General features: G+C 65.2%; 28 protein-coding genes and 1 tRNA gene. 9 read left to right on the forward strand and 20 right to left on the reverse strand.

The annotated features are described in order from the left end of the window. Positions 1–22 precede the first annotated feature (22 nt). The 7 genes from fabF to VN11_RS04910 all read left to right on the forward strand — a co-directional run bounded on the left by fabF (position 23) and on the right by VN11_RS04910 (position 6,351). Entirely contained in the window at positions 23–1,285 is a 1,263-nt protein-coding gene (gene fabF, locus VN11_RS04880; RefSeq protein WP_049457622.1) for a beta-ketoacyl-ACP synthase II, read from the forward strand. Between the two features lie 186 nt (positions 1,286–1,471). Further along, a complete protein-coding gene (locus VN11_RS04885; RefSeq protein ID WP_053448941.1) occupies positions 1,472–2,836 on the forward strand; it encodes an aminodeoxychorismate synthase component I in 1,365 nt (454 codons plus the stop codon). Between the two features lie 165 nt (positions 2,837–3,001). After that, entirely contained in the window at positions 3,002–4,063 is a 1,062-nt protein-coding gene (mltG, locus tag VN11_RS04890) for an endolytic transglycosylase MltG (protein ID WP_004154649.1), read from the forward strand. Between the two features lie 112 nt (positions 4,064–4,175). Beyond that, positions 4,176–4,841, forward strand: a complete 666-nt coding sequence (gene tmk, locus VN11_RS04895) for a dTMP kinase (protein ID WP_053448942.1) — start codon at positions 4,176–4,178, stop codon at positions 4,839–4,841. Then, entirely contained in the window at positions 4,838–5,794 is a 957-nt protein-coding gene (locus VN11_RS04900; RefSeq protein ID WP_053448943.1) for a DNA polymerase III subunit delta', read from the forward strand. Before tmk ends, VN11_RS04900 begins: the two co-directional genes overlap by 4 nt. Then, positions 5,791–6,144 (forward strand): PilZ domain-containing protein, encoded by a 354-nt coding sequence (locus tag VN11_RS04905; protein ID WP_004154652.1) that lies wholly within the window; start codon positions 5,791–5,793, stop codon positions 6,142–6,144. Before VN11_RS04900 ends, VN11_RS04905 begins: the two co-directional genes overlap by 4 nt. Positions 6,145–6,276: 132 nt before the next feature. After that, a tRNA-Val gene (locus VN11_RS04910) sits at positions 6,277–6,351 on the forward strand. A 95-nt stretch (positions 6,352–6,446) separates the two neighbouring features. Here VN11_RS04910 and VN11_RS04915 read toward each other — a convergent pair. The 11 genes from VN11_RS04915 to VN11_RS04960 all read right to left on the reverse strand — a co-directional run bounded on the left by VN11_RS04915 (position 6,447) and on the right by VN11_RS04960 (position 15,058). Continuing rightward, positions 6,447–6,749, reverse strand: a complete 303-nt coding sequence (locus VN11_RS04915) for a hypothetical protein (protein WP_148564930.1) — start codon at positions 6,747–6,749, stop codon at positions 6,447–6,449. Positions 6,750–7,041: 292 nt separating this feature from the next. Further along, complete coding sequence (locus tag VN11_RS04920; protein ID WP_053448945.1) at positions 7,042–10,389, reverse strand: phage tail tape measure protein; 3,348 nt, start codon at positions 10,387–10,389, stop codon at positions 7,042–7,044. A gap of 9 nt (positions 10,390–10,398) precedes the next feature. Next, positions 10,399–10,764, reverse strand: a complete 366-nt coding sequence (locus tag VN11_RS04925) for a hypothetical protein (RefSeq protein WP_238581853.1) — start codon at positions 10,762–10,764, stop codon at positions 10,399–10,401. Positions 10,765–11,055: 291 nt separating this feature from the next. Next, a complete protein-coding gene (locus tag VN11_RS04930) occupies positions 11,056–12,198 on the reverse strand; it encodes a phage major capsid protein (protein WP_053448946.1) in 1,143 nt (380 codons plus the stop codon). Next, the gene (locus tag VN11_RS04935; protein ID WP_053448947.1) at positions 12,195–12,860 is read right to left on the reverse strand and encodes an HK97 family phage prohead protease; all 666 of its coding nucleotides are present in this window, start codon (positions 12,858–12,860) and stop codon (positions 12,195–12,197) included. The genes VN11_RS04930 and VN11_RS04935 overlap by 4 nt, the downstream gene beginning before the upstream one ends. After that, entirely contained in the window at positions 12,827–13,138 is a 312-nt protein-coding gene (locus VN11_RS22150) for a hypothetical protein (protein WP_148564931.1), read from the reverse strand. Before VN11_RS22150 ends, VN11_RS04935 begins: the two co-directional genes overlap by 34 nt. A gap of 269 nt (positions 13,139–13,407) precedes the next feature. Beyond that, a complete protein-coding gene (locus VN11_RS04940) occupies positions 13,408–13,842 on the reverse strand; it encodes a hypothetical protein (protein ID WP_053448948.1) in 435 nt (144 codons plus the stop codon). 5 nt (positions 13,843–13,847) lie between these two features. After that, positions 13,848–14,102: a hypothetical protein gene (locus tag VN11_RS04945; RefSeq protein ID WP_053448949.1), complete on the reverse strand. Its 255-nt coding sequence runs from the start codon at positions 14,100–14,102 to the stop codon at positions 13,848–13,850. Next, entirely contained in the window at positions 14,099–14,389 is a 291-nt protein-coding gene (locus VN11_RS04950; RefSeq protein WP_053448950.1) for a hypothetical protein, read from the reverse strand. Before VN11_RS04950 ends, VN11_RS04945 begins: the two co-directional genes overlap by 4 nt. Next, the gene (locus VN11_RS04955; RefSeq protein WP_053448951.1) at positions 14,386–14,757 is read right to left on the reverse strand and encodes a hypothetical protein; all 372 of its coding nucleotides are present in this window, start codon (positions 14,755–14,757) and stop codon (positions 14,386–14,388) included. The genes VN11_RS04950 and VN11_RS04955 overlap by 4 nt, the downstream gene beginning before the upstream one ends. A gap of 106 nt (positions 14,758–14,863) precedes the next feature. Further along, positions 14,864–15,058 (reverse strand): helix-turn-helix domain-containing protein, encoded by a 195-nt coding sequence (locus VN11_RS04960; protein ID WP_053448952.1) that lies wholly within the window; start codon positions 15,056–15,058, stop codon positions 14,864–14,866. 127 nt (positions 15,059–15,185) lie between these two features. On the opposite strand from VN11_RS04960, the gene VN11_RS04965 reads away from it, so the two are divergent. Next, positions 15,186–15,710 (forward strand): hypothetical protein, encoded by a 525-nt coding sequence (locus VN11_RS04965; protein ID WP_148564932.1) that lies wholly within the window; start codon positions 15,186–15,188, stop codon positions 15,708–15,710. A gap of 30 nt (positions 15,711–15,740) precedes the next feature. Here the strand turns inward: VN11_RS04965 and VN11_RS04970 are convergent, their stop codons facing one another. The 3 genes from VN11_RS04970 to VN11_RS04980 all read right to left on the reverse strand — a co-directional run bounded on the left by VN11_RS04970 (position 15,741) and on the right by VN11_RS04980 (position 18,187). Beyond that, entirely contained in the window at positions 15,741–16,913 is a 1,173-nt protein-coding gene (locus VN11_RS04970; protein ID WP_053448954.1) for an integrase family protein, read from the reverse strand. Between the two features lie 250 nt (positions 16,914–17,163). Continuing rightward, a complete protein-coding gene (locus VN11_RS04975; RefSeq protein WP_053448955.1) occupies positions 17,164–17,727 on the reverse strand; it encodes a hypothetical protein in 564 nt (187 codons plus the stop codon). A gap of 52 nt (positions 17,728–17,779) precedes the next feature. Next, positions 17,780–18,187, reverse strand: a complete 408-nt coding sequence (locus VN11_RS04980; protein WP_053448956.1) for a hypothetical protein — start codon at positions 18,185–18,187, stop codon at positions 17,780–17,782. A gap of 565 nt (positions 18,188–18,752) precedes the next feature. Between VN11_RS04980 and VN11_RS04985 the strand changes: the two genes are divergently transcribed. After that, complete coding sequence (locus VN11_RS04985; RefSeq protein ID WP_053448957.1) at positions 18,753–19,133, forward strand: tautomerase family protein; 381 nt, start codon at positions 18,753–18,755, stop codon at positions 19,131–19,133. A 31-nt stretch (positions 19,134–19,164) separates the two neighbouring features. Here VN11_RS04985 and VN11_RS04990 read toward each other — a convergent pair whose 3' ends face one another. The 6 genes from VN11_RS04990 to VN11_RS05015 all read right to left on the reverse strand — a co-directional run bounded on the left by VN11_RS04990 (position 19,165) and on the right by VN11_RS05015 (position 24,356). Beyond that, the gene (locus VN11_RS04990) at positions 19,165–20,238 is read right to left on the reverse strand and encodes a phage late control D family protein (RefSeq protein WP_053448958.1); all 1,074 of its coding nucleotides are present in this window, start codon (positions 20,236–20,238) and stop codon (positions 19,165–19,167) included. After that, on the reverse strand, positions 20,229–20,444 hold the full coding sequence (locus tag VN11_RS04995) for a tail protein X (RefSeq protein WP_053448959.1): 216 nt from the start codon (positions 20,442–20,444) through the stop codon (positions 20,229–20,231). Before VN11_RS04995 ends, VN11_RS04990 begins: the two co-directional genes overlap by 10 nt. Beyond that, entirely contained in the window at positions 20,428–20,895 is a 468-nt protein-coding gene (locus VN11_RS05000; protein ID WP_004154659.1) for a phage tail protein, read from the reverse strand. Before VN11_RS05000 ends, VN11_RS04995 begins: the two co-directional genes overlap by 17 nt. Before the next feature lie 2 nt (positions 20,896–20,897). Then, complete coding sequence (locus VN11_RS05005; protein WP_053448960.1) at positions 20,898–23,360, reverse strand: phage tail tape measure protein; 2,463 nt, start codon at positions 23,358–23,360, stop codon at positions 20,898–20,900. Positions 23,361–23,480: 120 nt separating this feature from the next. Beyond that, positions 23,481–23,771 carry a phage tail assembly protein gene (locus VN11_RS05010; RefSeq protein WP_004154663.1) on the reverse strand — a complete coding sequence of 97 codons (291 nt, stop codon included), beginning with the start codon at positions 23,769–23,771 and terminating at the stop codon, positions 23,481–23,483. An 81-nt stretch (positions 23,772–23,852) separates the two neighbouring features. Continuing rightward, entirely contained in the window at positions 23,853–24,356 is a 504-nt protein-coding gene (locus VN11_RS05015) for a phage major tail tube protein (RefSeq protein ID WP_004154666.1), read from the reverse strand.

The following is a 24,356-nucleotide window of genomic DNA, read 5'->3' on the forward strand; positions in this document are numbered from 1 at the left end:
ATCCGGGTCAGGAGAAACAGCAATGAAGCGTCGCGTCGTCGTAACCGGCCTGGGTATCGTCTCGCCGTTGGGCAATGATCTGGCCAGCAGCTGGGAAGGCATCACCCACGGTCGTTCGGGCATCGGTCCGCTGACCAACGTTGCTGATGCCTATCTGGACCGGTTCACCACCAAGATTGCAGGTGAGGTCAAGGGATTTGACATCACCGCCGACAACGAGCTGTTCGGCAAGTTCCGGGTCAGTGGCAAGGATGCCAAGAAGATGGACCCGTTCATCCATTACGGCCTCGGCGCCTCGTTCATGGCCCTGCATGACTCGGGCCTGGAGATCACCGAGGCCAATGCCGATCGCATGGGCGCCATCGTCGGCGCCGGCATCGGCGGCCTGCTCGGCATCGAAGAGCAGACCATCGAGTTCCACGAGGGCAAGAAGATCTCGCCCTTCTACGTGCCCAAGACCATCATCAACATGCTGCCGGGCCAGCTGAGCATCATCACCGGCCTGAAGGGCCCGTCGTTCTCGGCGGTGTCGGCGTGCGCGACCTCGAACCATTCGATCGGTACCGCGATGCGCATGATCCAGTACGGCGATGCCGACGTGATGGTGGTGGGTGGTGCCGAGCGTGGCTCGTCGCCGACCGCCGTGGGCGGCTTCTGTGCGATGAAGGCCATGAGCACCCGCAACGACGCCCCGGAACAGGCCTCGCGCCCGTGGGACAAGGACCGTGACGGCTTCGTGCTGGGCGACGGTGCCGGCATCCTGATCCTGGAAGAGTACGAGCACGCCAAGGCACGTGGCGCGAAGATCTACTGCGAACTGGCCGGTTTCGGTGCCAGCTCCGACGCGTACCACATGACCGCGCCGAGCGAGAACGGTGAAGGCGCCGCGCGTTGCATGGTGATGGCGATGAAGGACGCCGGCGTGACCCCGGAACAGGTGGGCTACCTCAACGCACACGGCACCTCCACGCCGCTGGGCGACCTGGGCGAGACCATGGCGATGAAGACCGCCTTCGGCGACCACGCCTACAAGATGATGGTCAGCTCCACCAAGTCGATGACCGGCCACCTGCTCGGCGCCGCCGGCGGCGTGGAAGCGATCTTCTCGGTGATGGCGCTGCAGGACAATGTCATTCCGCCGACCATCAACCTGCAGCAGCCGGGCGAAGGCTGCGACCTGGACTATGTGCCCAACGAAGCACGCCAGGCCAAGGTCGACGTGGTGATGTCCAATGGCTTCGGCTTCGGCGGCACCAACGGCACGCTGATCTTCAAGCGCATCTGACCGGTGCGTGGCGGCGGGCAATTGCCCGGCACCGCCTTGGTAGAGTCGAGCTTGCTCGACTCCGCCGTCATGTAGAGTCGAGCTTGCTCGACTGGACCTGCAACCCAGTCGAGCAAGCTCGACTCTACGCAGCAGGAGGCCGCCGCAAGGCGGCTTCCGTGCATCTGATTCCCTGAACTGGCCGCCATGACCCACGCACCGCTGATCCACCCGCTGCCGCACCCGATCGACCTGCTGGCCCTGCAGCAGCACGATCCGGCGCGCTTCCCGCTGTTGATGGAGTCCACCGCCTCAGGTACCGCCCAGGGCCGCTGGAGCCTGCTGCTGGCCGCACAGGGCGATGTCCTGCGCTTGGATGCCGATGGCCAGGTGCGTGACCAGCACGACGCCGTACGCGCGGGCAGCTTCCTGCAGGCACTGGACCGCGCCTGGCAGGCCGAACGCCTGCCGCATGACGGCAGCCACAGCCTGCCGTTCCGTGGCGGCTGGGCGCTGATGCTGGACTACGAAGTGGCCAGCCAGATCGAACCGGTGCTGCCGGCGCGCGCGCGCGACGACGGCCGCCCGACCGCGCTGGCGCTGCGCTGCCCGGCGGCGGTGCTGCACGACCACCACAACGATGCCAGCTTCGTGATCGCCGAAGCGGGCCAGCAGGCGCTGCTGGATGCACTGGTGGCACAGGCCTCGGCCGCGCTGCCCGAGGCCGGGCAGGGCTGGCAGCCGCCGCAGTCGGTGGGCGAGGATGCACCGCAGCGCTTCACCGACGGCGTGCGCCGGGTGATCGAGTACCTGCGTGCCGGCGACGTGTTCCAGGTGAACCTGTCGCGGCGCTGGAGCGCCCGGTTCGCCGCGCCGGTCAGCCCGCAGGCGCTGTATGCACAGCTGCGCCGCGCCAACCCGGCACCGTTCGCCGGCCTGTTCAGCGCGCACGGCCGCCACGTGGTCAGTTCCTCTCCGGAGCGGCTGGTGTCGGTGCACGCCGGCCACGCGCAGACCCGGCCGATTGCCGGTACCCGTCCGCGGTTTGAAGGCGATGACGATGCCGCGCGCATCCAGGAGCTGGTCGGCCACCCGAAGGAGCGTGCCGAGCACGTGATGCTGATCGACCTGGAGCGCAACGACCTGGGCCGCATCTGCCTGCCCGGCACCGTGGTGGTCGATGAGCTGATGACCGTGGAGAGTTACGCCCACGTGCACCACATCGTCAGCAACGTCAGTGGCCATCTGCGCCCGGAGGTCACCCCCGGCGAGGTGATTGCCGCGACCTTCCCGGGCGGCACCATCACCGGCTGCCCGAAGGTGCGCTGCATGCAGATCATCAGCGAGCTGGAGCAGGTGCCGCGCGGCGCCTACACCGGGGCGTTCGGTTGGCTGAACCGCGATGGCGACCTGGACCTGAACATCCTGATCCGCACCGCCGAAGTGGAGGGCGATGAGGTCAGCTTCCGCACCGGCGCCGGCATCGTGGTCGATTCGGACCCGGACAAGGAGCTGGACGAGACCCGGGCCAAGGCGCGCGGCCTGCTGCGTGCGCTGGGCCAGCAGGGCTAGGCGCACTCCGGTAGTGCCGGCCGCTGGCCGGCAATCGCGCGGATCATGGGTGCATGAGGTTGCCGGCCAGCGGCCGGCACTACCGGGATGTCTGCCACCCCCGGTCATGACCCCAATCCACCGGCACGGTATCCTGCACGACGGAATCGAGTTCAGAGGTAGTCCATGGCGGGAGCCAAGCGCGGGTGTCTGTTCGTGGTAACGCTGGTGGTGGTGCTGGCCGCCGTCGTGGCCGGTGCGGGCGCGTGGTTCTTCTACCAGCAGACCCAGTTCGCCGACGCGCGGATCACCCCGACCGCCGAGAGCGTGGTCATCGCCAGCGGCGATGGCATGAACAGCGTGCTGCGCAAACTGCGCGAGGCCGGCGTGGATGAAGGCCAGGATGCGCAGTGGCAGCTGCTGGCGCGCCAGCTCGATGCCGCCGGCAAACTGAAGGTGGGCGAATACGCGCTCAGCGCCGACCTGACCCCACGCGAACTGCTGCTGCGCATGCGCGCCGGCAAGGTGCTGCAGCACCGCGTCACGATCGTCGAGGGCTGGAACATCCGCCAGCTGCGTGCCGCGCTGAAGCGCGCCGAGCCGCTGCTGCACACCACCGACACGCTTGATGACGCGGCCCTGATGCAGCGTCTCGGTTTCGGTGGCCAGCATCCGGAAGGCCGCTTCCTGCCGGAGACCTACGTCTACCAGCGTGGCGACAGCGATCTGGACGTACTCAAGCGTGCCCACGCGGCGATGGAGAAGGCGCTGGACGAGGCGTGGGAAAGCCGCGCACCGGACCTGCCGATCAACACGCCGTATGAATTGCTGACGATGGCCTCGATCATCGAGAAGGAAACCGCGCTGGCCAGCGAGCGCCCGCAGATTGCCGGTGTGTTCATGCGCCGCCTGAAGATCGGCATGCGCCTGCAGACCGACCCGACCGTGATCTATGGCATCGGTGCCGCGTATGACGGCAACATCCGCCGCCGCGACCTGACCACCGATACGCCCTACAACACCTATACCCGTGCCGGCCTGACCCCGACCCCGATCGCCATGCCCAGCCGCGATGCGCTGATGGCGGCCGCGCAGCCACTGTCGGGCGACGCGCTGTACTTCGTCGCCGTCGGCGACGGCAGTGGCGCGCACGTGTTCTCGTCCAGCCTGGACCAGCACAACGCCGCAGTAGCCCGCTACCTGCAGCAGCTGCGCCGGCAACGTACCCAGGAGACCCCGGCGCAATGAGTCCCGCGCTGCTTCGCCACCCGCGTTTCGTCAGCTTGGACCAGCACAACGCCGCAGTAGCACGCTACCTGCAGCAGCTGCGCCGGCAACGTACCCAGGAGACCCCGGCGCAATGAGTCCCGCGCTGCTTCGCCACCCGCGTTTCGTCAGCCTGGAAGGCGGCGAGGGTGCGGGCAAGACCACCGCCATCAATGCCATCCGTGACTGCCTGCGCAGCCATGGCCACGAAGTGGTGCTGACCCGCGAGCCGGGCGGTACACCGCTGGCCGAGCGCATCCGCGGCCTGGTGCTGAAGCCCGATGCCGAGATTGCCGCCGAGCCGCTCAGCGCCGAAGCCGAGCTGCTGCTGGTGTTCGCCGCCCGCGCCCAGCATGTACGCCAGGTGATCCAGCCGGCATTGCAGCGCGGCGCCTATGTGCTGAGTGATCGCTTCACCGATTCCAGCTATGCCTACCAGGGCGGTGGCCGTGGCCTGGATCCGCAGTGGATTGCCGACCTGGAACGCCGCGCGGTCGGCCTGTTGCCCGGCCTGACCCTGCTGCTGGACGTGGATGTGGCGGTAGGCCGCGCGCGCGCCAACGGCCGCGACCTGTGGCCGGACCGCATCGAGAGCGAGCAGGACGATTTCTTCCAGCGTGTGCGCGCCGTGTTCCGCAGCCGCGCGCAGCAGGACCCGCAGCGTTTCGCGCTGATCGATGCCGGCCAGGTGCAGGAACGCGTCGCCGCTGATGTGGTTGCGCGTGTCGAGCGCTGGCTGCAGGACGGGGAGGGCGCATGAGCACGTTCTCGCCATGGCAGCAGCGCGCGTTCGAGCAGACCGTGGCTGCGCTCGATGCCGATCGCCTCGGCCACGGCCTGCTGATCTGCGGCCCGGCCGGTCTGGGCAAGCATGAGGTGGCGCTGGCGCTGGCCGACCATGTGCTGGCACGTGGCGACGCTGCACATGCCACGCGCACGCGCCAGCTGATCGCCGCCGGCACGCATCCGGACCTGCAGCTGGTCGGCTTCATTCCGAACAAGAGCGGCGACAAGCTGCGTACCGAGATCGTCATCGAGCAGGTACGCGAGATCACCAACAAGCTGGCGCTGACCCCGCAGTACGGCGTGGCCCAGGTGGTGATCGTCGACCCGGCCGATGCGATCAACCGCTCGGCGGCCAATGCGCTGCTGAAGACGCTGGAAGAGCCGCAGCCCGGGCGCTACCTGTGGCTGATCAGCAGCGACCCGGCACGCCTGCCACAGACCGTGCGCAGCCGCTGCCAGCGCCTGGAGTTCAAGCTGCCGCCCCGCGACGAAGCACTGGCCTGGCTGCAGCAGCAGGGCCACAGCGAAGCCTCGGCGCGCGAAGCGCTGGATGCCGCGCGCGGCCATCCCGGCCAGGCCGACAACTGGCTGCGCGAAGATGGCCTGAGCCTGCGCCGCGAAGTGGGCCGCGAGCTGGAGCAGCTGGCCGCCGGCAAGACCGGCGCGGTGGAGCTGGCGCAGAAGTGGTGCGGTGATGACAACGCGGCGCTGCGCCTGCGCTTCGCTGCCGACCTGGCACTGGCCCAGGCCAGCACCGATGCCTTGACCACGCCGGAGCGATTGCACAAGCTTGCGGCCTGGTTCGATGCGGCCAACCGCACCCGCGACCTGCTGCGCACCACGGTGCGTGCAGACCTTGCGGTGGTCGAGTTGCTGCTGGCCTGGAACAAGGTGAACGAGCGGCCTGCCGCAAGGGGAAATCGATGAGTGCCAGCAACGCCCGCCAGGGCATCCTGTCCCTGGCCGTGAAGGACAAAGCCGCGCTGTACAGCGCGTACATGCCGTTCGTGAAGAACGGCGGCATCTTCGTGCCCACGCCCAAGCGCTACTTCCTGGGCGACGAGGTGTTCCTGCTGCTGACCCTGCCCGATTCCAGCGAGCGCCTGCCGGTGGCCGGCAAGGTGATCTGGGTGACCCCGGCCGGCGCGCAGGGCAACCGCACCGCCGGCATCGGCGTGCAGCTGGCCGATGGCGCTGAAGGCGAGGGCGTGCGCCACAAGATCGAGACGATGCTGGCCGGCCTGACCAGCTCGGACAAGCCGACCCATACGATGTGAGGCGCCGCTGGGCGGTTCTGTAGAGTCGAGCCATGCTCGACTGCGGCCCCGGAAAACGCCCGTGAACACGAATGTGAAAAATGGTTGACGGCCTCTGAAAAGCCCCTATAATGAGCGGCTCAGCAACACACCGGGCGGTTAGCTCAGCGGTAGAGCATTGCCTTCACACGGCAAGGGTCACAGGTTCGATCCCTGTACCGCCCACCAAATTTGTCATTGAGATTCAGTGACTTGCAAGCAAAAAAGCCGGACCCACTAGGGCCGGCTTTTTTCGTAAGTGCACAGTAAGTGCAGGCTCCGGGTCAGATGTCGTTGAGGTGCCTGTCGAGCCACCCCGACGTAGCTCCATCGGCGGACCAACTCACGTTAGTGCCGCTGAGCTCGGCAACCATGAGATGCAGGCCGGATCCATCGCGCGTATCGAAGCCGGATGCTTTCAAGTGCCGGAACAGCTCTGCGCTACTGCAGTCGTGCCTTGCGAACACGATGTTGTCAGAGATAACTTCAAAGTCATCGCCACCAGCGATCTTTTCAAAGAAAGCATCCATGAATCGCTTGCGATGCTTGTCATTTACTACATTATGTACAACGACAGAGACGGTCATATTTGATTAACTCTATGGGGAGTTTGGATAATCGCAGGCTTCCCGTTGTGGCGCAAGTTTATATTTATTTTATAAGTGTCTATAAACTTCTTGTGGGGTGCGCGTGTTCGCTCATTTCCCATCGAGCGAAGTCCGTAGCGCTGTGCTGTTGCTGGTCGCTGCCGTCCTGCTGCTAGCCGCCTCGAATCGGCAAAACTCAATTTTGAGGTTTGTCCTGCCAGCCCTTTGGGGGAGAGTGTGCAAAGGTGCGTGAGCCCCACCTTTAAATCACCTTCTTTCCGGTTATTTGCGCTCAGCCCACTGCATCCGGCCACCCGTGCCGCGCGCGCCCAGCCATGCTCACCATGCCACCGTTGGCAATGTCATCTGCAACCACGTCGATGATGAGTTTGCGGATCTCTGAACCATCCGGCGCTGTCTGCCGCTGCTCCCGCGCCTGCACCCTGCCGCTGGTGCTGTTGTTGATCTCCACGATCAGGTCGCCCTGGCCGCTGCCGCGCCCGCTCAGCGCCACGCGTGCCGGAACCTGCCCACCGATTCCACCTGTGTCGTAGCCGCGCCGCAGCGAGGCACGCAGAGCGTGGAAGGCCGAAGGCCCGCCCAGCGCGCGCATGTCGTCCTGGCTGAGCACACCTTCACCCTTGTGGACGATGCCGGCTGGCTCCAGCCGCCCGCCGTTGCCGGTGTAGCCGCCGCCGTCGAAGCCCGGAATGATCTTCTCTCGTTGCACGGGACCAACCGGGCCTGCGAAGGCGTTGAATCCAGCGCTGAACAGCGCTGACATGGCCTGCTTGGCCGCAATACGAGCCAAGTCCGCAATGATCGAGTTGGCCAGCTGGCTGAAACTCAGCTTGCCGGTCATGGCGAAGTTGACCAGCGCATCCTCCATTCCCTGGAATGCGTTGGTGAACGCCTGATTGCTCAGCTCGGCCGCATTGGCCGCATGGGAACGATAGTCCTCAAACGCACGGTAGGCACCCAACGACCAATTGGTGATCGAACTCTGGCGATCCGCCTGATACTGCGCCTCCCGCTGCAGTGCCTCCTTGTGGTACTTGTCCAGCTCGGCCAGCTGTCGCGCGTATTGCTTGCTGGTGTAGCCATTGCCGTTGTTGGCGACGGCGTTACGGTCGTTGAGGGCGGACAGGCGTCGGTCGTAGTCTTCCTTGAGCTGCAGCTGCCGGCGCATTTGCTCCATCTGCTCGCTGCCAGTGCCGATGCCGGCCAGGTCGATGGCGTTGCCCTGGCGCTGGGTGGCGGCGGCCTCGCCCAGCTCCTTCTGCAGGACGAGCATGTCCCGTCCTGCCTTACGAGCCGCCTCCATGTTGGCAACCTGGCGCCCCTGGGCCACCATGTTTTCCAGCATCGCCCGCGTGTTGCGCTCTTCCTCGGCGCTGATCTTGCTCTTGGTCGAGCCAAGCTCGGCCAGGATCGTCACACGCAACCGCTCTGCAGCCGTCATGTTCTCCGTCATCCCGAGCTGCTCTTTGTCCAGGGCAATCTGCCGCTGGATGCGGTCGGAGATCGAGGCGTACTGGTTCTCCTGCGCCTTGTCGGCGGCGATGCCGGCGCGCGTCGCCGCGGTACTGGCCTTCTGCTCTTCCTTCCATGCCTTCTCCGCCTCTGCCTTCTTCATCGACAGGCGGATGTACTCGGCGCCAGTGCGGATCTTCTCCTGCACGTCTGGATCTGCCGTGTTGCTGAAATCCACGCCACCCTTGGCCTCCGCGCGCAGCCAATCGCGCACGTCCAGCGCGGCTACCTGGCGCGCGCTCTTGCCGATGCGCTCGATCTGCCCGGGCAGGGTGGAGATCGCTTCGCGGATCTTCTGGCTTGCGGTGCTGGCAGCATTGCCCATGCCGGTGAGGGCATTGGCATGGTCGCGGGCAGCGGCGGCGCCGGTCTCCTGCTTAGCGGTGAACTGGTCCAGCAGCCCGCTCTGGCGCTGGTACTCGACTGCCAGGCTCGCAGCAGTGGCGGTCTGCTGGGTAAGGTCTCCGGAGACCTGTTTGGCAGCAGGGGAACCCGCGATCATGGCCTTCCATGATTGCTCCAAGCTGGCCGAGAATTCGTCGGCGGTGATCTTGCCGGCCTGCAGCTGCTGCCGCAGCGCGGTCGTGGACCCGATGAAGGACGAAGCCTTGTCGGCCGTGGCGAAGTTGGAAGCTGCGGCGTTCATCGCCTGGAGTGCACTGGCGATGCCGTCATAGTTCGACTTCATCTCCTTCTGCAGGCGCAGGATCTCGCCGGCCTGCTGCTGGCGGTTCAGCTCACGGAACTTATCAATGGCTTCGGCGGCGGTGCCGTTGAATTCGACCAGCGCGCGGTCCGCCGCGACTGTGTTGTTCCTGAAAGCCAGCCAGCTGGCCGCAGTGGTGCCAACCATTATCGCCAGGCCGACAGGCCCCCCTAAGAAGCTGAGCGCGCTCTTCGCAGCGAGCCCCATGCTGCTGGCCGTCGCAGCTACGCCTTGCTGGGCCTTCGAGAGGCCATCCATCGCCACCTTGAGCTGCCTGGCTGCGGCGACACGGTTTGCATCGGCGGCGATGCTCCCGCCGTAGGCCGCTGCCCTTCGAACTTCCATCTCGGCAGAAACGAGGTCGGCACGAGCCTTCCTCACCTGGGCAGCGGCTGCGGTTTCGGCCGCCATCGCTTGTTCCAGCATCGCCTGCCGGGTTGCCTTGAGGCCTCTAACCCATTCGATGGCTTGGCCGCCGAGCTTCACCGCCGCAAACGATCCCAGCAGGCCGGTGGCCACCGGCAGAATGGTGTTCATGTTCTCCAGCAGCACCGTGGTGCCGCGCAGACCCGCCGCCACCGTCTCCGAGAATGCCCCCTCGCTCAGCTCGTTCTTCATGTCCCGCCAAGCGTTGCCGACACGGTTGGCCTCGGCCTGGATCGACTTCGAGGCATCCTGCCAGCCGGTGGACATTTCGTTGAGCGCCTGGATCATCGCCGGGGTGAAGGTCTTGGCGTCCAGCAGGCCGCCCTGCAGCAGCTGGTCAAATGACTTCCCCGCCAGGTCAGTGCCCTCAATCATCTTGAGCACGGCCTGCTGGAAGCGCGGAACCACACCGGGGAGAGCTTCGCCCAGCTGCTGACGCAGCTCCTCGGCCTGGAACTTGCCCTTACCGAACGACTGGGAAAGCGCTGTGATCGCGCGTGACACCTGGTCGGTGGACAGGTGCATGGCCGTGGCCGAGCGCGACAGGCCGATGAATAGCTCCCGCTGGGTCGCCATGGCAACGCCGTTGGGTGTGGCCGAGGCGGTCAGCTGGGTGAACCCGTCAGCAGCCGTCTTGAGGTCGAGGCCGAGATCCTTGGCCGTCGCCGCGACGAAAGCGTAGGCATCCTGAGCCACCGCCGTGGAACCGGTCGCGCCACGCAAAGCGTTTTGCATCGCCTCGAATTCCTTCCGAGCATCCACCAGCGCCGAGACGCCGCTGCGGATCGACTGGAAGCCTACGAAGGCCACCGCCGCCCTGTTTAGGTTGGCGATAGAGGTAGCCGTCTGGGCAGCCTCCCTGCGGATCTGGCCGAGGTTCTGATTTGCCACGCGAGCGGCGTCGATCATGCCGGCGCGGTAGGCGGCGGTGTTGGCGCGCAGCTGCACATCAATGGTTGCGGCGGAAGTAGACATTGCTGTTCCTCAGTTGAGGCGGCTGCCCGATGGGCCGCCGAAGAATTCTTCGCCGCCGTCATCGTCGTCAGAACCGTGGTTCACCTTCGATTCGTCAGCCGGCGTTGCGCCGAGCTTGGAAAGCATGGCGCTGAGCGCGTGCGTCGCAGACACGCTCAGCTCCTCGCCGGACTCCATCTTGGCTGCGAGAATGCAGACCTGCCGCAGCAGGATGCGGTGGGCGGCATTGAGCCACGGCATATTGGCCACGCATTCGCGCCAGACGGCGAGCTGGGGGCGCGTCATGCCCTTGTAGGGAGCGCCAACCGGGTTGGGATTGGCTGGCGCGGACCTGTTCTTGTAGCGGGCCGGGTCCTTGAGCGCGGCGCCCGACACCATCGCCTTCTTTGTGGGGGTTCTTGCCCTCGCCACGGTTCCTCCATGCCCTCTGAGGGGTCGTATTTCCAATTGCGGATGCGCGAACTTGGGGGGACGGTCGGTCTAGGCTCGGGCGATTGGTACAAATCGCCCTCCCCCTACCTGAACGAACCTCGGTTCGCTGCTGCTGGTGGCCAGGTCACAGCGCGGGAATGCACCCGGAGGCGCCCGCAACGCGGGAGTACGCGCTGCCCTGACTGCCGTGGTTCTTCGAGCGATCCGGACACTCACGGCTTGTCCGTCGTCGCCTCAGCCGCCAGCCGGAGCGGCGGTGAGGTCGACCTTGAGCATCCCCTTGCGGTCCAGCACCAGCAGGCCGAGGCGCAGCTCGGCAAGGATGGTGATGAGGTTGCGCACCATCTGATCGTTGACCCAGCCGAAGGTGATCGACGGACGCTCGCGCATCAGCACCTTGGTGACGTTGGTGTCCAGCACGAGCGCCTGGCCGACCGGCACGGCCATGGTCTGGATCGGGGTCAGGTTGTAGATCGGGCTGTTGGTCGGACGGCTCCAGCCGCCGGCAACGTACTGGCCATCAGTGGCGCGCTCCGACGAGAAGTCGAAGTAGTCCAGCGGGTTCACGAACACGATGTTTGGCTGATAGCCCTGTGAGCTGAGCAGGGCGCCGGCGCGGCCAATGCGGTCCACCGGCTTGCCGGTGCCGCCTGCGAAGCTATTGGCCTGGGTGAGCAGGCCCTTAATGTGGAACTGCGCGCCATCGCCCGACATGAGCTCGATATCGCTCTTGCTGGTCAGCTTGTAGCGCAGCAGCAGCTGGATGGTTTCAGACAGGCCGGCCACGTCGTCCATCACCTGCTTGGAAACTTCGGTGTGCACCGCGATGGTGGCGATGCTGGCCTCGTCCCACTCGGCCTTGAACTTGGCCTCAGCCTTGCGGGTGCCTTCGCCCTCCTGGTAATCAGCGCCACCCTCGGAGAAGTCGAGCAGGGGATAGCCCACCTTGTTGCTGGTGGTGTCGCGCTGCGGTAGCACGTCCAGGACACGCAGGCGCTGCTGCACCGGGGTCTGGATCGGCATCACGTCGGGCTGCACGTCGAAGCCAGCCGGCGGCGTCTCCGGCGAGCCCTGCAACGAGGTCAGTGCCTTGAGGCCGATTTCCAGCTCCAGCTTGCCGCTGGTTTGCAGCTTGCCGGCACTGAACTGCTGGAACTGCTCATCCTTCAGCGCCTTGCTGATCGCGTCGGCCACCGATTCCTGCTTGCGGCGCGCGCCCGGCGCCAGCTTGACGCCCTTCTCTTCCATGCTGAAAACCTTGTCGGCCAGCTTGTCCAGCTCCTGGCGCTGCTCATCCAGCTTGGTGTCCACAGATTTCTGGAAGCCCTTGAGGGCTTCGCTGTGATCTTTCAGGGCCTTTTCGATTACGTCGGTCATGCGTTGCTCCTCAGTGAGCGGGTGATGGCGTCGAGCTGGCGTGCGAGCGTCTCAGCGCGAGCATCGTCGTCGTCGGTGGAAATGGCTGGCCACACGATGGCGGCCGACTTGCGGGCGAGACGGTTGGGCATACCCACGTCCCGCAGAAGGTGTTCCAGCGCGCGCTCCGAATCCACCTGCGCCCAGCTCTTGACCGCATGGATGCGGCTACCGGCGTTCATCGGCTCGCGGCACAGGGAGATTTCAGGGATAGCAGTGATCTCGGTGAACACGCGGTTGCGGCCTGAGGTCTCGGCGCTGCCGACGAAGCCCATGCTCAGCGCGCCCAACGAGCGGTCACTGAGACGGTCATAGGCCTTTCGCCCGATGGTCTGCGCCGTGTTGATCTGGCCCTCTACCTCAAGGCCACGGTCAGTAACGGTCATCACGTCGATCACGCCGGCCACCTGGTCGGGATCGTGTTCGATGCGGATCTCTGGGCGGCTCTTGGCTGCATCGACAGCGCGCGCCAGGGCAGACGGCAGGATGAGGTCGCCCTCGCGGTCAGGCGTGTCCAGGAAGGACCATGCCAGGCCAGCGAAGCGGCCTTGCCCGAGGGACTTTTCGATGACGAAGGAGGGGCTAACGATCACGCGCGGGATTCTCCGGTACAGGCTTGCCAAGTGAACTCATTGGCCGCTGCCGGATCGCTGATCGCGGAGTGTGCGGTGTCGGGATCGCGGATCGCCGACAACTGCAACGATACGCCTTCCAGCGCGCGGCTCAATGGGTTTCGTAACAACAGGCGATTGCGATACGCCTTCTGCCGACAGGCTGAGCTGCAGTAGGTGCGCGGCCTGCCTGTCGTTGAACTGGTGATGGGTTTGCCGCATAGCGCGCACGCGGTGGTGGTGAACGTCCTGCACTGGTGAACGTGGTGCATCGGGTGCAGCGGGCGCATGGGGTGCGCCCCGTTCCCTTTCGCTCGTTGGTGCAGTGAGGCGGAGAGCCGGTGAATCAACAGCGCAGGAGCAACAGCGCCAAGCGTCCGCTGCGCTCCCGCTTGGTAGATATGTAGATAGGGGTACACATAGCGACCCCGGAACAGGCCAAAACAGCCTTGACTGGTACACATAGCGAACCCGGAGGTCTGTAGGTGTACCGACACCTCTTCGAGTCTGTACACATAGCGACCTCGTAGGTACGCATAGCGAACCCGATTCTCAATTTCTAAGCACTGCTGCTGCTCGCTGTCGGTACACATAGCGACCCCTCTTTTCGTTTTGCTCGCCAAAGGTGTGGCGGCGTAGTGGTTGGCGGCTCCAGGTGCTTGTCTGACTCATCGATGGCGTAGTAGGTGAGCGCGTACAGGCTGCATACGTTGTTGGTGCCCTTCCGGGTCTCGATGATCCAGCCGGCCTCCAGTAGCTCTCGCTTGGCCGCGACCACCGTTGATTTGCTGTTCCAGCCACGCTCCTTGAGCATCGACCAGGGGATGCTCAGATCACCGTTCCTGCCGGGCCTGTACTGGCGTGCAAGCTCGATGAGGAGCTTGCACGCCCAGGCGCTTAGGCTTCCGAACTCTGGCGAGTCGGATATGTCATGGAGGATCGAAAGGAAGGGTGGGCCCTTCCCTCGGCCAGTGAACTTTGCCCGCTTGGACATGCGTGTCACACGTTCTCTTCCAGCTCGTGGCCGTCGCGCTCTTTGGAAAGATCGCGAGCAAATCCGATCAGCATCTGCACCACTTCCAGCGCGCGCTCATCCGCGCAATCTGGCCCCGCGTGGTGGATGCAGTTGATGACCGCTGACGCATAGCCGAGCAGGGCATCGATTTGAAATCCGAACCCTTGCTCTCGCAGATGTGCTGGGAGCAGGAGATCTCGCTCCACCTGAGCCCTCGGGGTGATCCGGGTCACGTTCATCGCATGCGCTCCCGTGCGGCCACCACCCGGGAGGCACTCTGCAGCAGCTGACCGACACTGCGGCCCCAATCAGCGCCGGCGCGATCGGCGCGGCGCTGGATCCACTCGTGCACACGCGCGTCGGTCGGGTTGCCCCGGTGCTGCAGGGCGCAGTCACCGCACAGCACGTAGGGCAGGGAGGCCCAGCCGAATTCCCGCTCCACACGATGGAACGTGCCGAACACCGGCAGCAGCGGCTTGCCACAGCAGTCGCAGGCAATGGGTATCACTTCGAATCGGCGGCTCATCGACCACCCCCACTGCGCAGAGGCTCCAGGGTGTCGATGGCCATGTGCAGGAGCAGCGCTACTGCGTCGCACATTGATTCGGCCTCGGGCTCGTCCAGCAGGTCATGGGACAGCTGATCGGGGGCGGCGGCCTGCAGCGCGCGGCCGCGCTGCTCCCGGATCAAAATCCTCTGGAGACCACTGGCGGCGTACAGCGCGCGGTCAACCATCTCCAGCCGGTACTGATCAGCGTGGTTGCTCTGCCGCCATTCCTCGCGCAGCCAGTCGTATCGGGTGTCTGCCGGCTCCAGCGCGTCAGAGTTTTCTGAATGTGCATCGGGGGTTTGCCCGATTGCTTCGGGTGCGGATTGCTGTACAGTCTTCTTCATGGTCAAGTCGTTCCTTGCAAGGGTACGGACGTGGCTTCTGCGGCTCAGCTGGGTGCGAACCAGCTGGGCCGTTTCTCTTTCAGGGCACCTGGTCATGGCTTGCCCCTTAGGCGGCGGCTTCTTTCTCGCGGGCTTCGATGTACTCCCGCAGCGCGCGCGCCGAGACCATGCGCCGCTTCCCGACTTTGAATGTGCTGAGCTGGCCTGCTGCCATTGCTCGATAGAGAGCATTGCGGTTCAGGCCGGTAACGGCGCATGCCTCTTCGGTGGTGTAGCTGAGTCGTTCGCTCTGAGCCTTCATCTCATCTCCAGTTTTTATAGGTTGCGCACACTGCGAAACCTGTGGAGACGCTATCACGCTCAATTGGCCGTTGCAACAGGTTTTTCAACCTGCGAAACTCCGCCCTATGGCTACCAAGAATGCATCCGTGAAGAAGCGGCCTGGCCGCCCCCGTAAGGCGCCAGAGGAGAAGCTGGAGCAGTTCAGCATCCGACTCCCGCCCAAGCTGAAACTGGGGCTGGAGTTGCTTGCCCGCGCTCAACACCGATCCCTCAGCCAGGCGGTGGAGTGGGCGCTCAATGCCGGTCTGTCCAAGTACCAGCTCAATGACAACAGCTACTACGCGTCGCTGGCGTCGCTGCTTGATGATGTGTGGGACTTCACGCCGGCAAAGAGCGCCCTCACGATGCTGCTCCATGCGCCGGAGCTAATGACCTATCCGGATCGCATTGCGGCCGAACTGGTGGAGTACAGCGTCGAAATGCAGGCGCTGGAGCAGGGCCGCGAATGCGAAATCACTCACGAGCAGCTCTTTCAGCTGGCTGAGGAAAACTGGCCTTCAATCCTGAAGGTGGCCGAGCACATCATCAGTATCGGCGAGTCGCCGCGCGGCCACAGGCTGCTGGAGCTCAATCGCAGCGGCTGGATGGGGAATGCAGCAGCAAACCCCTGATTCCCCAGCAAAACTCAAAATTGAGTTTCGCTACAGGAACTGCACCTGCGCCAGCTTGTCGCGCGCTGCGCCCTGCACCAGGTGGCCGTAGTGCTTCTCGATCATCGCCAGCGACGTGCCGGCGAGCTTCGCCACGGTTAGCAGGTCCATGCCGCCCACGATGGCATCGGTGATCCAGCAGTGCCGCAGCGTGTAGAGCGTCACGCCGGCAGGTAGCCCAGCGCGCGCTGCGGCATCCCTAACAAGCTCGCTCCAGTCGGTGGGCGTCCACACCTTCTTCCCGTCTTGGGTGAACAAGTGCGCCTTGGGCAGCTTCCCCTTGGCCAAGCGGTCAAACAGCGCAGTGGCGGCGGGGGAGAGCGGTATCTTGCGGTCGTGGTCCTTGCTGCGGAACCTCACGCTGGCAGTGCGGCCGTCATAGTCCGAGCGCAGGCACAGCGACGGATCGCCCGGCCTGCAGCCAGTCAGCGCCACACACTCGATCAGGTCGCGCACCGGTCCCTTAGCAGCCTCCAGCAGCGCGCGCCGCTGCTCCCTCTCCAGGTACAGGCCCCGGCGCTGCCCGGCGTCCTTCAGCGGCTTCACGGCGTTCCACTCGAAGGCGAGGTCGGGGGAAGCCTTGCGGCGGGCCACCGCGTGGTTCAGTGCGGCCACCAGCGTCGTGCGGATGCGGTTGATGCTGGAGCGTGCCAGCGGCTTCGCCACCGGTGGCCGGCCGCGCTTCACTGGCAGCGGCGGTAGGTCGCCTTTCTCCACCCGGTCGCGCCAAGCCTCGATGTGATCCTGGTGGAGATCCTTCAGGCGCACCTTGCCCAGCTTGTCGCCGTAGAGGCAGCGCTCAAACCGGCGCTTGGCGTCATCCGATGCGGTCTTGCGTCCGTCCTTCTCGAGGGCGGTCACATAGTCGCGGCAGGCGTCGGCCACGGTGAGTTCGCTCTTGGGGGCGACCACGGCGAGCGGGGCGCCATGCTGGGACGCCTCCGACAGGGCGGCAAGGGCCGCAGCGCGCGCGCCGGCCAGCGTCATCACCGGGTGCTTGCCGAGCGTTCGCCGCTTCCCGCGCCCCCAGGTCACGATGTAGGACTTCACGCCAGAGGGCTGCACCCGCAGCAGCAGGCCCTTCATGTCGCTGTCGCTGATCTCATAGGGCTTCTCGCTGGGCTGGGCCAGCTCCACGGCGCGGATCGTCAGCTTGGTTCCCATGTCCCGTAAGTGCGTCGTAAGTGCAAATTGCAGTGTGCGGCCAAATTCAGCGGGACGCAACGACACGGGAAATCAAGGGTCTTTGCGCGAAAGACTTGTGCGACAAGGGCCTATGCCATCCTTCACACGGCAAGGGTCACAGGTTCGATCCCTGTACCGCCCACCATGTTGCAGAACGAAAAAGGCCTCCAGCAATGGGGGCTTTTTTGTTGCCTGGGGTTCCGTGGCGCCCGCCGAAGCGGGCTCCGTCTCAGCCCGGATCCTCCAGCCGTTCGCGGGCCATCATCGCCACGCCATCCAACAGGTCGTAGCCGCTGCCGGCCTGCACCACCACGGCCAGCAGGCTGCGGCCCACTACGGCATTGCCGCCGCTCAGCTCCATCTCGCCTTCGAAGCACACATCGCTCAACCATTCATGCGCCTGCTGCAGCCCGCGCTTGCGCGCGCGGCTGAACTCCGCAAGCAGCTTTGCCCGGCCCGCTTCGTGTTCGCCATCGGCAAGCAGGCCGATGGCACCGCCGTGCGCTGCACGCCACACCGCAGGCAACGGACGACCGTTCTCGTCCACCACGTCTGCTGACAACTGCGCGCAGTACACCTCATAGCGCTTGCCCGCCGTGCTGGCCGGAACGACGCCGGCTTCGGCCAGCAGGCGCTCGGCTTCATGCAGGTGATTGAACTTCAACCGCAGCAGGGCAGGGCGGCTCACCTGCTGGGCGAGCGCCTGCTGGTTGGCGGCAAACCAGACATTCCAGCCGACCGTTGCGCGGCCTTCCAGGGCGGCCTTGAAGTACTCCAGGTGTTCGGCGTCCATTGCGGTCTCCTGCGATTCCCTGCGCGATTGTAGCCACGTCGCGCCCAGGCGCTCAGGCGGTTCCACCTTCCAGGCAATGGTTGGCTTCGCGCACCAGTTGCCGTGCCGCCACGATCAGCCCATCGGTATGGAAGGCGCCCAGCTGTTCATCCGGACCGGCCTCGCTGCGCGCGCGGTCGGCGGCCTGCAGCAGATCGAGCACTGCGGTGAGTCCTGCCATCGAGCGGCGCAGCGACGCGTGATTGCCCGCGGCAAGGGTAAGACTGCTGCACGGTTGCCCATCCTCGCCCTCGGCGTTGTTGATGGCATTGAGGCACGCGAAAAACGCGGGTGACTGCATGGGCAGGTTCTGTTCGTCCAATGCGTATTCGATCTCGCGTGCGATGTCGTCGGGAACCTGGTTGGCGATGTCGGCAATCAATGCGTACAGGCGTGGAAGCGATGCGGCTCGTTTGGTCATGGCAAAACCCTCACTGGCGTAGGGCCACCTTCGGAATGAAGGTGGCGGACGGTGCGGGTTGGCGTACCAAGGCAGAAAGGCTCACACGGAGAAAAGGCCTGGCGGATCTTGCGATCCCCACGCACCGCCCGCCATAGAAGGCAGTCGGTGCATTCTCTTCGCTGCGATCGAAATCGCAACATCGTGTGAGCCTGTTCGTTTATTCGAGACGCCAATCCCGACCAAGGTGTGCTGCCTTGGCGGGGCGATCATCGAATCGCTCGAACCCGAAAGTCAGTGAGGAAAGTTGCAACAAGGCCTTCCATGAGCCAGCGTCTCCGGATCTGAGCAGCAAAGCACTCGCACCGTGTGCGTCCCATCACCGATGGCGCAATTCGCCGCCCTCACCTGAACGGGGCAGCAGCACTCCTCAGATGCTCCAAGCGGCAATCACGTCATCCGGCGCCGGGGCGCCGGGCCCACGTGCCATCCATGAAAGCAGACGTTCCATCCATGCGCTGTGCCGCCGCTCACGACGGGCGTAGTCTCGTCTCACTACCGTCCTACCTGGCCCTGGAGCCCCGCCATGCCGCTCGCCCGCATCGATCTTCGCAAAGGTAAATCCGCCGACTACCTGCAACGCGTGGGTGAAGCCATCTACCAGGCCATGCGCGCGGTGGGCGTGCCGGAAAACGATCGCTTCCAGATCTTCCAGCAGCACGACGCCGGGACGCTGATCTACGACCCGGGCTACCTGGGCGTGGACCGCACCGACGACTTCATCTGCATCCAGATCACCTGGAACGAAGGGCGCACGCTGGAGCAGAAGAAGGCGCTGTATGCGGGCATCGCCGAGGGCCTGCACGCGGCGGTGGGTATCCGCCGCGAGGATGTGTTCATCAACCTGGTGGAAGTGAAGAAGGAGAACTGGTCGTTTGGCAATGGGGTGGCGCAGTACGTGAGTTGATGTGCAAAAAGCATCCACGCATGGCGTGGATCTACACTTCGCTGGCTACCTGCTCGCCTTCGGTGGCCGCGGCACTGCTGGCCGCCTTCACCGCGTCGGCACTGTTGGGTTGTTCGCATTCGATGCGGGTGACGTAGCCTTCGCTGCCGATGCTGTGCTCGGCGCGCTTGACCAGCCACTGGCCATCCACGCCCTCGCGGAACCCCTGCATCACCACGGTGGCTTCGGCCATCAGTGTCTCGCGGCCGGGCAGGGTGTAGCTGAGCGTCCGCGTCTGCCGTGCCTGCTCGCGATGCTTGGCGCGTGCGGCCGCCTCTGCGCTCTCCCGGTCGGCATAGGCCATGCGCAGGCGCATGATCGGTTCACCGCTGCCCACTTTCACTTCCTGGCGCTTGGCACCGCGCACATCGCGGTAGTAGGCAATGGTGGTGCCGGCATCTTCGCGTGCGGCAAGGGTTACCCGATAGTCGCTGCCGTCGGCCGGGGTAAGGGTGACATCGGGAATGCGCTCGCCGCTGGCGCTGGTGGATTCGCCCCGCTTCACGAACACCAGGCGCCCGCCTCCGGGCTTGGCGATGGCATCGTGCTGTTTGGCCAGGCGCAGCAGCAGGTTCATGTCCGACTCCTGCGACTGCACCGTCAGCGGCAGCACGATGGACGCCAGCGATGCGCTCACCGCTGCGTTCAGCCCATGTTCGCCGGCCATGCGCCGCACCATGTCGCCGATCGTGGTGCCCTTCTTCCAGGTGCGTGTCTTCTGCGTCTGCAGGTCGCTCTTGCCCCCCTTGCTGGTCTCGAACGGTGCCGCCCGGGCGCGCAGCGTCATGCTGCCGGGAAAGCCGGAGATCTCCACCTCGTCGCAGATGTACAGGCCCACGCGCCGCACTTGGCCGTCATAGCCGATGAAGGCCTCCAGTTCCGCGCCCACCGGTGGCAGCTGGATTGGGTCGGACGGATCATGGTCGGCCAGCTGCAGTTCCAGCGTGTCGGACGTGTTGCCGGTCTCGTCGGTGATGCGCAGCGACTTGAAGCGCGCCATGATCTTGTCGGTGATGTCCTGGCTGTTGGCCACCACGCGGAAGGCCGGTGCGATGTTCAATCCCACAGGGCGACTCCCTTGCGCTCGCTGGCCGGGCGCTGCATCTCCGGCAGGGTGATCGCCACGCCGGCAGGCAGCACCGGGCCGCGCGCGGCCAGGCCCGGGTTGGCGTCGAGTACCGCGCGCAGGATGGCCGGCGACTGCTCGCCATAGTGCGCATACGCGATACGGTCGACGACATCGCCGTCGCGGGTGTTATACGTTGGTGCCATCGCTGTGCTTCCGCAGTGAAAGGGTGAATTCCTGTTTCAGGATCGCGCTGTCGGCGGTGAACTCGCTGGCGGTGGCATCGATCTTCTCGATGACCCACAGGCCCAGGTTGCCGCCCTTGCCGGTCAGCAGTCGATGAGGCGTGCCCTGCGCGGCCAGCCTGCGCAGCTGTGCGAGCTCATTGCCGGCTCCGCGGAACTGGTAGTAGATGACGCCAGGCAGGGTCATGCTGGCCGAGCCCGGTCCGGTGTACTGCAGGGCCGCCATCTGGCCGACGCGGTCCTGCGCCTGCCAGCGATACTCGTTGGACTGCTGGATCTCCCGGAAGACCGCGGTGTTGAGGCTGAACTTGAAGCCGCCCAGCATCAGCAGGACCGGGGCGTTGCCGGAGTCGTTGGCTTTGAACTGCGACAGCAGCTTGTCCACTGCGCCGGTTACGAATTCGCGTTTCATGCTCAGTTCCTGTCTGCCAGGCCACCACGGGCGGTCACCGCGCTGCGACGCTGCAGCTCGTCGGCCGTGCGGCGCGCCACCGCTTCGCTGGATTCGCCTGGCTGCTGGTGGATGGTGATGTTGTTGGTCTGCTGCTGCTGCACCGTGGTGGCGCTGCGCGGTGTGGGCGAAGGCATCTCCGGTGCGGCACGCCCGGCCGGTGTACCAAAGGCATTCGGCATGCGTGGCTGCACGCTGGCGCTGTGCATGCTGGCGGGCGCGAGCATCACCGGCGGGAGCTGTATGCCGCCGTTTGCGCGTATCGCGCCGTAGGCATCGGCCGCGGTGTTCACACCGAACGCGATCTTGTCCTTGGCGGTGCCCAGCACGCCCCCGACCTTGTCCATGATGGTGCCCACCACCTTCATGAAGGGGGCCATCTTGGTCATCATCGTGTCGATCACGCTGCTGACCTTTGCTGCAACCCAGTCCCAGGCGCCGCCGAAGGTGACGACGATGAATCCGGCCACGGTGCCGATGACCTCACCGATCATCCTGAAGACCTCGGCGACGAAGCCAGCGACATGGATGACGGCGCGGAAGTTGAGCATGAGTGCTTCGCCCACCAGCTTGCCGATCTCGCCCACGCGGGAGAGTTCGTTTCCGGTGTACTGCGCCGGGGCCAGCATCCGCGACAGCCAGTCCCAGGCCTGCCCCAGCAGGGCGCTGACCGCTTCCCACGCTGGACGCAGCGGCGCAACGGCATTCACCAGTTCTCCCATCGCGGAGGTGCCCGCACTGCTGAGACCTTCCCATACACCGCCGAGGAAGGCCTTGATCGGCTCCCAGTACTTGCGGACAAGCAGGGCACCGGCAGTGAGCGCGGCCACAGCTACCGCGATAGGTCCGCCACCAATGGCCCCCACTGCGGTGGCGACGACGCGGAACACCGAGGCGATACGCATGGCCATCGGGCCGAAGCGCCCCAGCTGGGCCAGCAGGTTGCCGGCACGGAACAGCTGGAAGACCTTCTGCACGCCCAGGATCGGACCCTTCACGAACGTCCAGGCGTAACGGGCACCGAGTACCGCGCTGCGCATGGCGAGCATGCCCACCACCACCTTGGTGGTATTGGCGATCAGCTTCGGATTCTCGGTCACGAAGGTGGTTACGCCGTTCAGCAGTTCGGTCAGTTTCACCGCGGCGTCGCCGACCGCGGGCAGCAACGCCGCACCAAAGGCCTTGGACAGGTTGTCCACGGCGATCTTCGCGCCCTGGATCTTCTCCGGGTCGGTCTGCATGGCATTGGCGTAAGCCGCATCGGTGGTTCCGGCAGAGCCATTGAGCGCCTTGTCGCGGATCCGGGTGTACTGGTCCCAGTTCTGGATCATCGGGCCGACGAAGTTCTTCGCCTGTGCATCGCCGAACAGCTTGCCGATCTTCTGCTGATCGCCGGCCGTGGCCTGGATGATGGCCTGCATCGCAGCGTCGAACGGGTTGCCACCGCTGCTCTGCGCGTCGCTGATGACCTTGCGCAGGTCGAGGCCGAATCCCTTCTTGGCCTTGGCCTGGAGCTCGGGCGACATGATCGATGTCATGAAGCCCTTCATCTGGGTGGCTGCCTGGTCAGCGCCGCCCGCGGACCTGCGCGTGGCTTCCAGTGCCGCGCCCATGGTGGCCGCTGCGGCGTTGCCCTGCAGCTTCAGCGCCTGGAACGACGTTCCCAGCACCGGCATTACCTTGGCCATGTCCTTCAGCCCCAGCCCGCCCTGGCGGCTGCTGACGACCAGGACATCCAGCGCCGACTGCATGTTGGCAGGGTCGATGTCGAATGACTGCTGCAGGCCAACGGCGGCGCTGGAGACGTCGTCGATCCCGGTGCCGGTGACGGTGGCGGTGCGGCCGATGGCGCGCAGGCTGGTCTGCGCCGACTGTGCATCCATGCCGGCGTCGACCAGCAGCCGGATGGCGCGCTGCAGGTCATTCGCCTTCTGGTTGGTGTTGCCGGTCTCGGCCAGGATTGTCCTGCCCAGCGCCTTGACCTGGCCGTTGTCCAGGCCCGCTGCGCTGCCGATCTGCTGGTTCTGGCGGGCGAAGCTGGAGGCGTTCTCGACCGGCTTGGCCAGCTGGGTCACTGCGCTGCCGAGCAGGGTGCGTGACTCCTTGAAGGAGGTTCCCAGCTTCTTGCGGCTACGCAGATTGGCGGTGCTCGCCTTCTCGACGCGCTCCAGGCCGGTCTGCACCTTGCGCAGGCGATCGCCCTCGCTGGAGAGCCTGGCATACTCCTGGCGCAGCCCGGCAACGTTCTGCTTGAGCTTCACCAGCGAGGGGTTCGCCTTGCTCATGGAGCGCTGCTTGCGCTCCAGCCTGTCCAGTTCGCTGCCGATCTTCTTCAGTCCATCCTCGGTGGAGGACAGTGCGGACTTCAGCGAGCCCGAGATCGAGCCACCGATCGTGATCGTTGTCGTTTGAACGTTACTCGCCATGTACCGGCAATCCTTGTATCCACCAGATGAACTTCGACACCCGCAGCGTCATGATTTCGCGCAGGCCCCAGCCGGTATGGCCGGCCAGGGCGAGCACTCCCTGCCTGATCTGCGGCAGGGTCAGGTGGTAAAAAGCGCGACCCCCGACTGCAGGCGGGCGTAGTCGCGCAGCGGCAGCTTGCGCAGGTCGTCCGGCGGGATCTCGCACAGGTTGGCGATCATCCGGACCTCACGCTGTGCATCGCTGCCCTTGTCATCCTGGAACCGCTCCATGTCTTCCACGGTGGGTTCGCGCATGCGCAGCACGGCGGTCTCCACGCCATTGACCTGGCGCGGGCGGGTGAGGGTGACTTCGGCATAGCCATCGCGTTCGATGACGTGGTCGTTGGCGGTCTTGGTCTTGCTGGACATGGATGTGTTCCTGGAAATCGAGGGAGCGCGATGAAGGCGGGGGCGCGAGGCGCCCCCGGTGCTGTGGAGATGCGTGCGGGGTCAGATGCCCAGGGCGCTGCGCAGGCCGGCCAGCATGTCCACGCCGTTCTGCTTGGCGATCATGTTGACCACGTCCAGCTCCTGGACGACCAGCGGTCCGTGGGTGAGCTTGTAGTAGTTCAGCGCGAGCGAGATTTTCACCGTGCCCTTCTCGCCGGACTTGGACTCGCCACGATCGATGGCCTTGACCTTGCCGCGCATGTTGTGGACCACGGCGGTGATGCTGCCGTCGCTGGATTCGAGTGCCTCGCGTGCGGTGAAGGAATACTCCTTGCTCTCCACAACATGGAACTTGCCCATGATGTCCGGATCATCGGCGATGAGGACGGCCTCGGCTTCAAGCTTCTCGTGGCCCAGGGTGATTTCGGTCGGGGCGAACATGCCACCCGCCTGGAAATCCTCGGTCTTCAGCGTCAGCTTCGGAGCGGTGAAGGATTCCACGTTGCCGGCATAGCCCTTGCCATCGACGTAGAAGTTGAAGTTCTTGCGGACGTTGCGCGCCAT

This window comes from Stenotrophomonas maltophilia (genome assembly GCF_001274595.1).
Lineage (GTDB): Bacteria > Pseudomonadota > Gammaproteobacteria > Xanthomonadales > Xanthomonadaceae > Stenotrophomonas > Stenotrophomonas forensis.

What these genes read in the sequence shown, in the direction of transcription:
- fabF (WP_049457622.1), top strand. Translation starts at nt 23, where the DNA reads ATGAAGCGTCGCGTCGTCGTAACCGGCCTGGGTATCGTCTCGCCGTTG.
- VN11_RS04885 (WP_053448941.1), top strand. Translation starts at nt 1,472, where the DNA reads ATGACCCACGCACCGCTGATCCACCCGCTGCCGCACCCGATCGACCTG.
- mltG (WP_004154649.1), top strand. Translation starts at nt 3,002, where the DNA reads ATGGCGGGAGCCAAGCGCGGGTGTCTGTTCGTGGTAACGCTGGTGGTG.
- tmk (WP_053448942.1), top strand. Translation starts at nt 4,176, where the DNA reads ATGAGTCCCGCGCTGCTTCGCCACCCGCGTTTCGTCAGCCTGGAAGGC.
- VN11_RS04900 (WP_053448943.1), top strand. Translation starts at nt 4,838, where the DNA reads ATGAGCACGTTCTCGCCATGGCAGCAGCGCGCGTTCGAGCAGACCGTG.
- VN11_RS04905 (WP_004154652.1), top strand. Translation starts at nt 5,791, where the DNA reads ATGAGTGCCAGCAACGCCCGCCAGGGCATCCTGTCCCTGGCCGTGAAG.
- VN11_RS04915 (WP_148564930.1), bottom strand. Translation starts at nt 6,749, where the DNA reads ATGACCGTCTCTGTCGTTGTACATAATGTAGTAAATGACAAGCATCGC.
- VN11_RS04920 (WP_053448945.1), bottom strand. Translation starts at nt 10,389, where the DNA reads ATGTCTACTTCCGCCGCAACCATTGATGTGCAGCTGCGCGCCAACACC.
- VN11_RS04930 (WP_053448946.1), bottom strand. Translation starts at nt 12,198, where the DNA reads ATGACCGACGTAATCGAAAAGGCCCTGAAAGATCACAGCGAAGCCCTC.
- VN11_RS22150 (WP_148564931.1), bottom strand. Translation starts at nt 13,138, where the DNA reads ATGCGCCCGCTGCACCCGATGCACCACGTTCACCAGTGCAGGACGTTC.
- VN11_RS04940 (WP_053448948.1), bottom strand. Translation starts at nt 13,842, where the DNA reads ATGTCCAAGCGGGCAAAGTTCACTGGCCGAGGGAAGGGCCCACCCTTC.
- VN11_RS04945 (WP_053448949.1), bottom strand. Translation starts at nt 14,102, where the DNA reads ATGAACGTGACCCGGATCACCCCGAGGGCTCAGGTGGAGCGAGATCTC.
- VN11_RS04950 (WP_053448950.1), bottom strand. Translation starts at nt 14,389, where the DNA reads ATGAGCCGCCGATTCGAAGTGATACCCATTGCCTGCGACTGCTGTGGC.
- VN11_RS04955 (WP_053448951.1), bottom strand. Translation starts at nt 14,757, where the DNA reads ATGAAGAAGACTGTACAGCAATCCGCACCCGAAGCAATCGGGCAAACC.
- VN11_RS04960 (WP_053448952.1), bottom strand. Translation starts at nt 15,058, where the DNA reads ATGAAGGCTCAGAGCGAACGACTCAGCTACACCACCGAAGAGGCATGC.
- VN11_RS04970 (WP_053448954.1), bottom strand. Translation starts at nt 16,913, where the DNA reads ATGGGAACCAAGCTGACGATCCGCGCCGTGGAGCTGGCCCAGCCCAGC.
- VN11_RS04975 (WP_053448955.1), bottom strand. Translation starts at nt 17,727, where the DNA reads ATGGACGCCGAACACCTGGAGTACTTCAAGGCCGCCCTGGAAGGCCGC.
- VN11_RS04980 (WP_053448956.1), bottom strand. Translation starts at nt 18,187, where the DNA reads ATGACCAAACGAGCCGCATCGCTTCCACGCCTGTACGCATTGATTGCC.
- VN11_RS04985 (WP_053448957.1), top strand. Translation starts at nt 18,753, where the DNA reads ATGCCGCTCGCCCGCATCGATCTTCGCAAAGGTAAATCCGCCGACTAC.
- VN11_RS04995 (WP_053448959.1), bottom strand. Translation starts at nt 20,444, where the DNA reads ATGGCACCAACGTATAACACCCGCGACGGCGATGTCGTCGACCGTATC.
- VN11_RS05000 (WP_004154659.1), bottom strand. Translation starts at nt 20,895, where the DNA reads ATGAAACGCGAATTCGTAACCGGCGCAGTGGACAAGCTGCTGTCGCAG.
- VN11_RS05005 (WP_053448960.1), bottom strand. Translation starts at nt 23,360, where the DNA reads ATGGCGAGTAACGTTCAAACGACAACGATCACGATCGGTGGCTCGATC.
- VN11_RS05010 (WP_004154663.1), bottom strand. Translation starts at nt 23,771, where the DNA reads ATGTCCAGCAAGACCAAGACCGCCAACGACCACGTCATCGAACGCGAT.
- VN11_RS05015 (WP_004154666.1), bottom strand. Translation starts at nt 24,356, where the DNA reads ATGGCGCGCAACGTCCGCAAGAACTTCAACTTCTACGTCGATGGCAAG.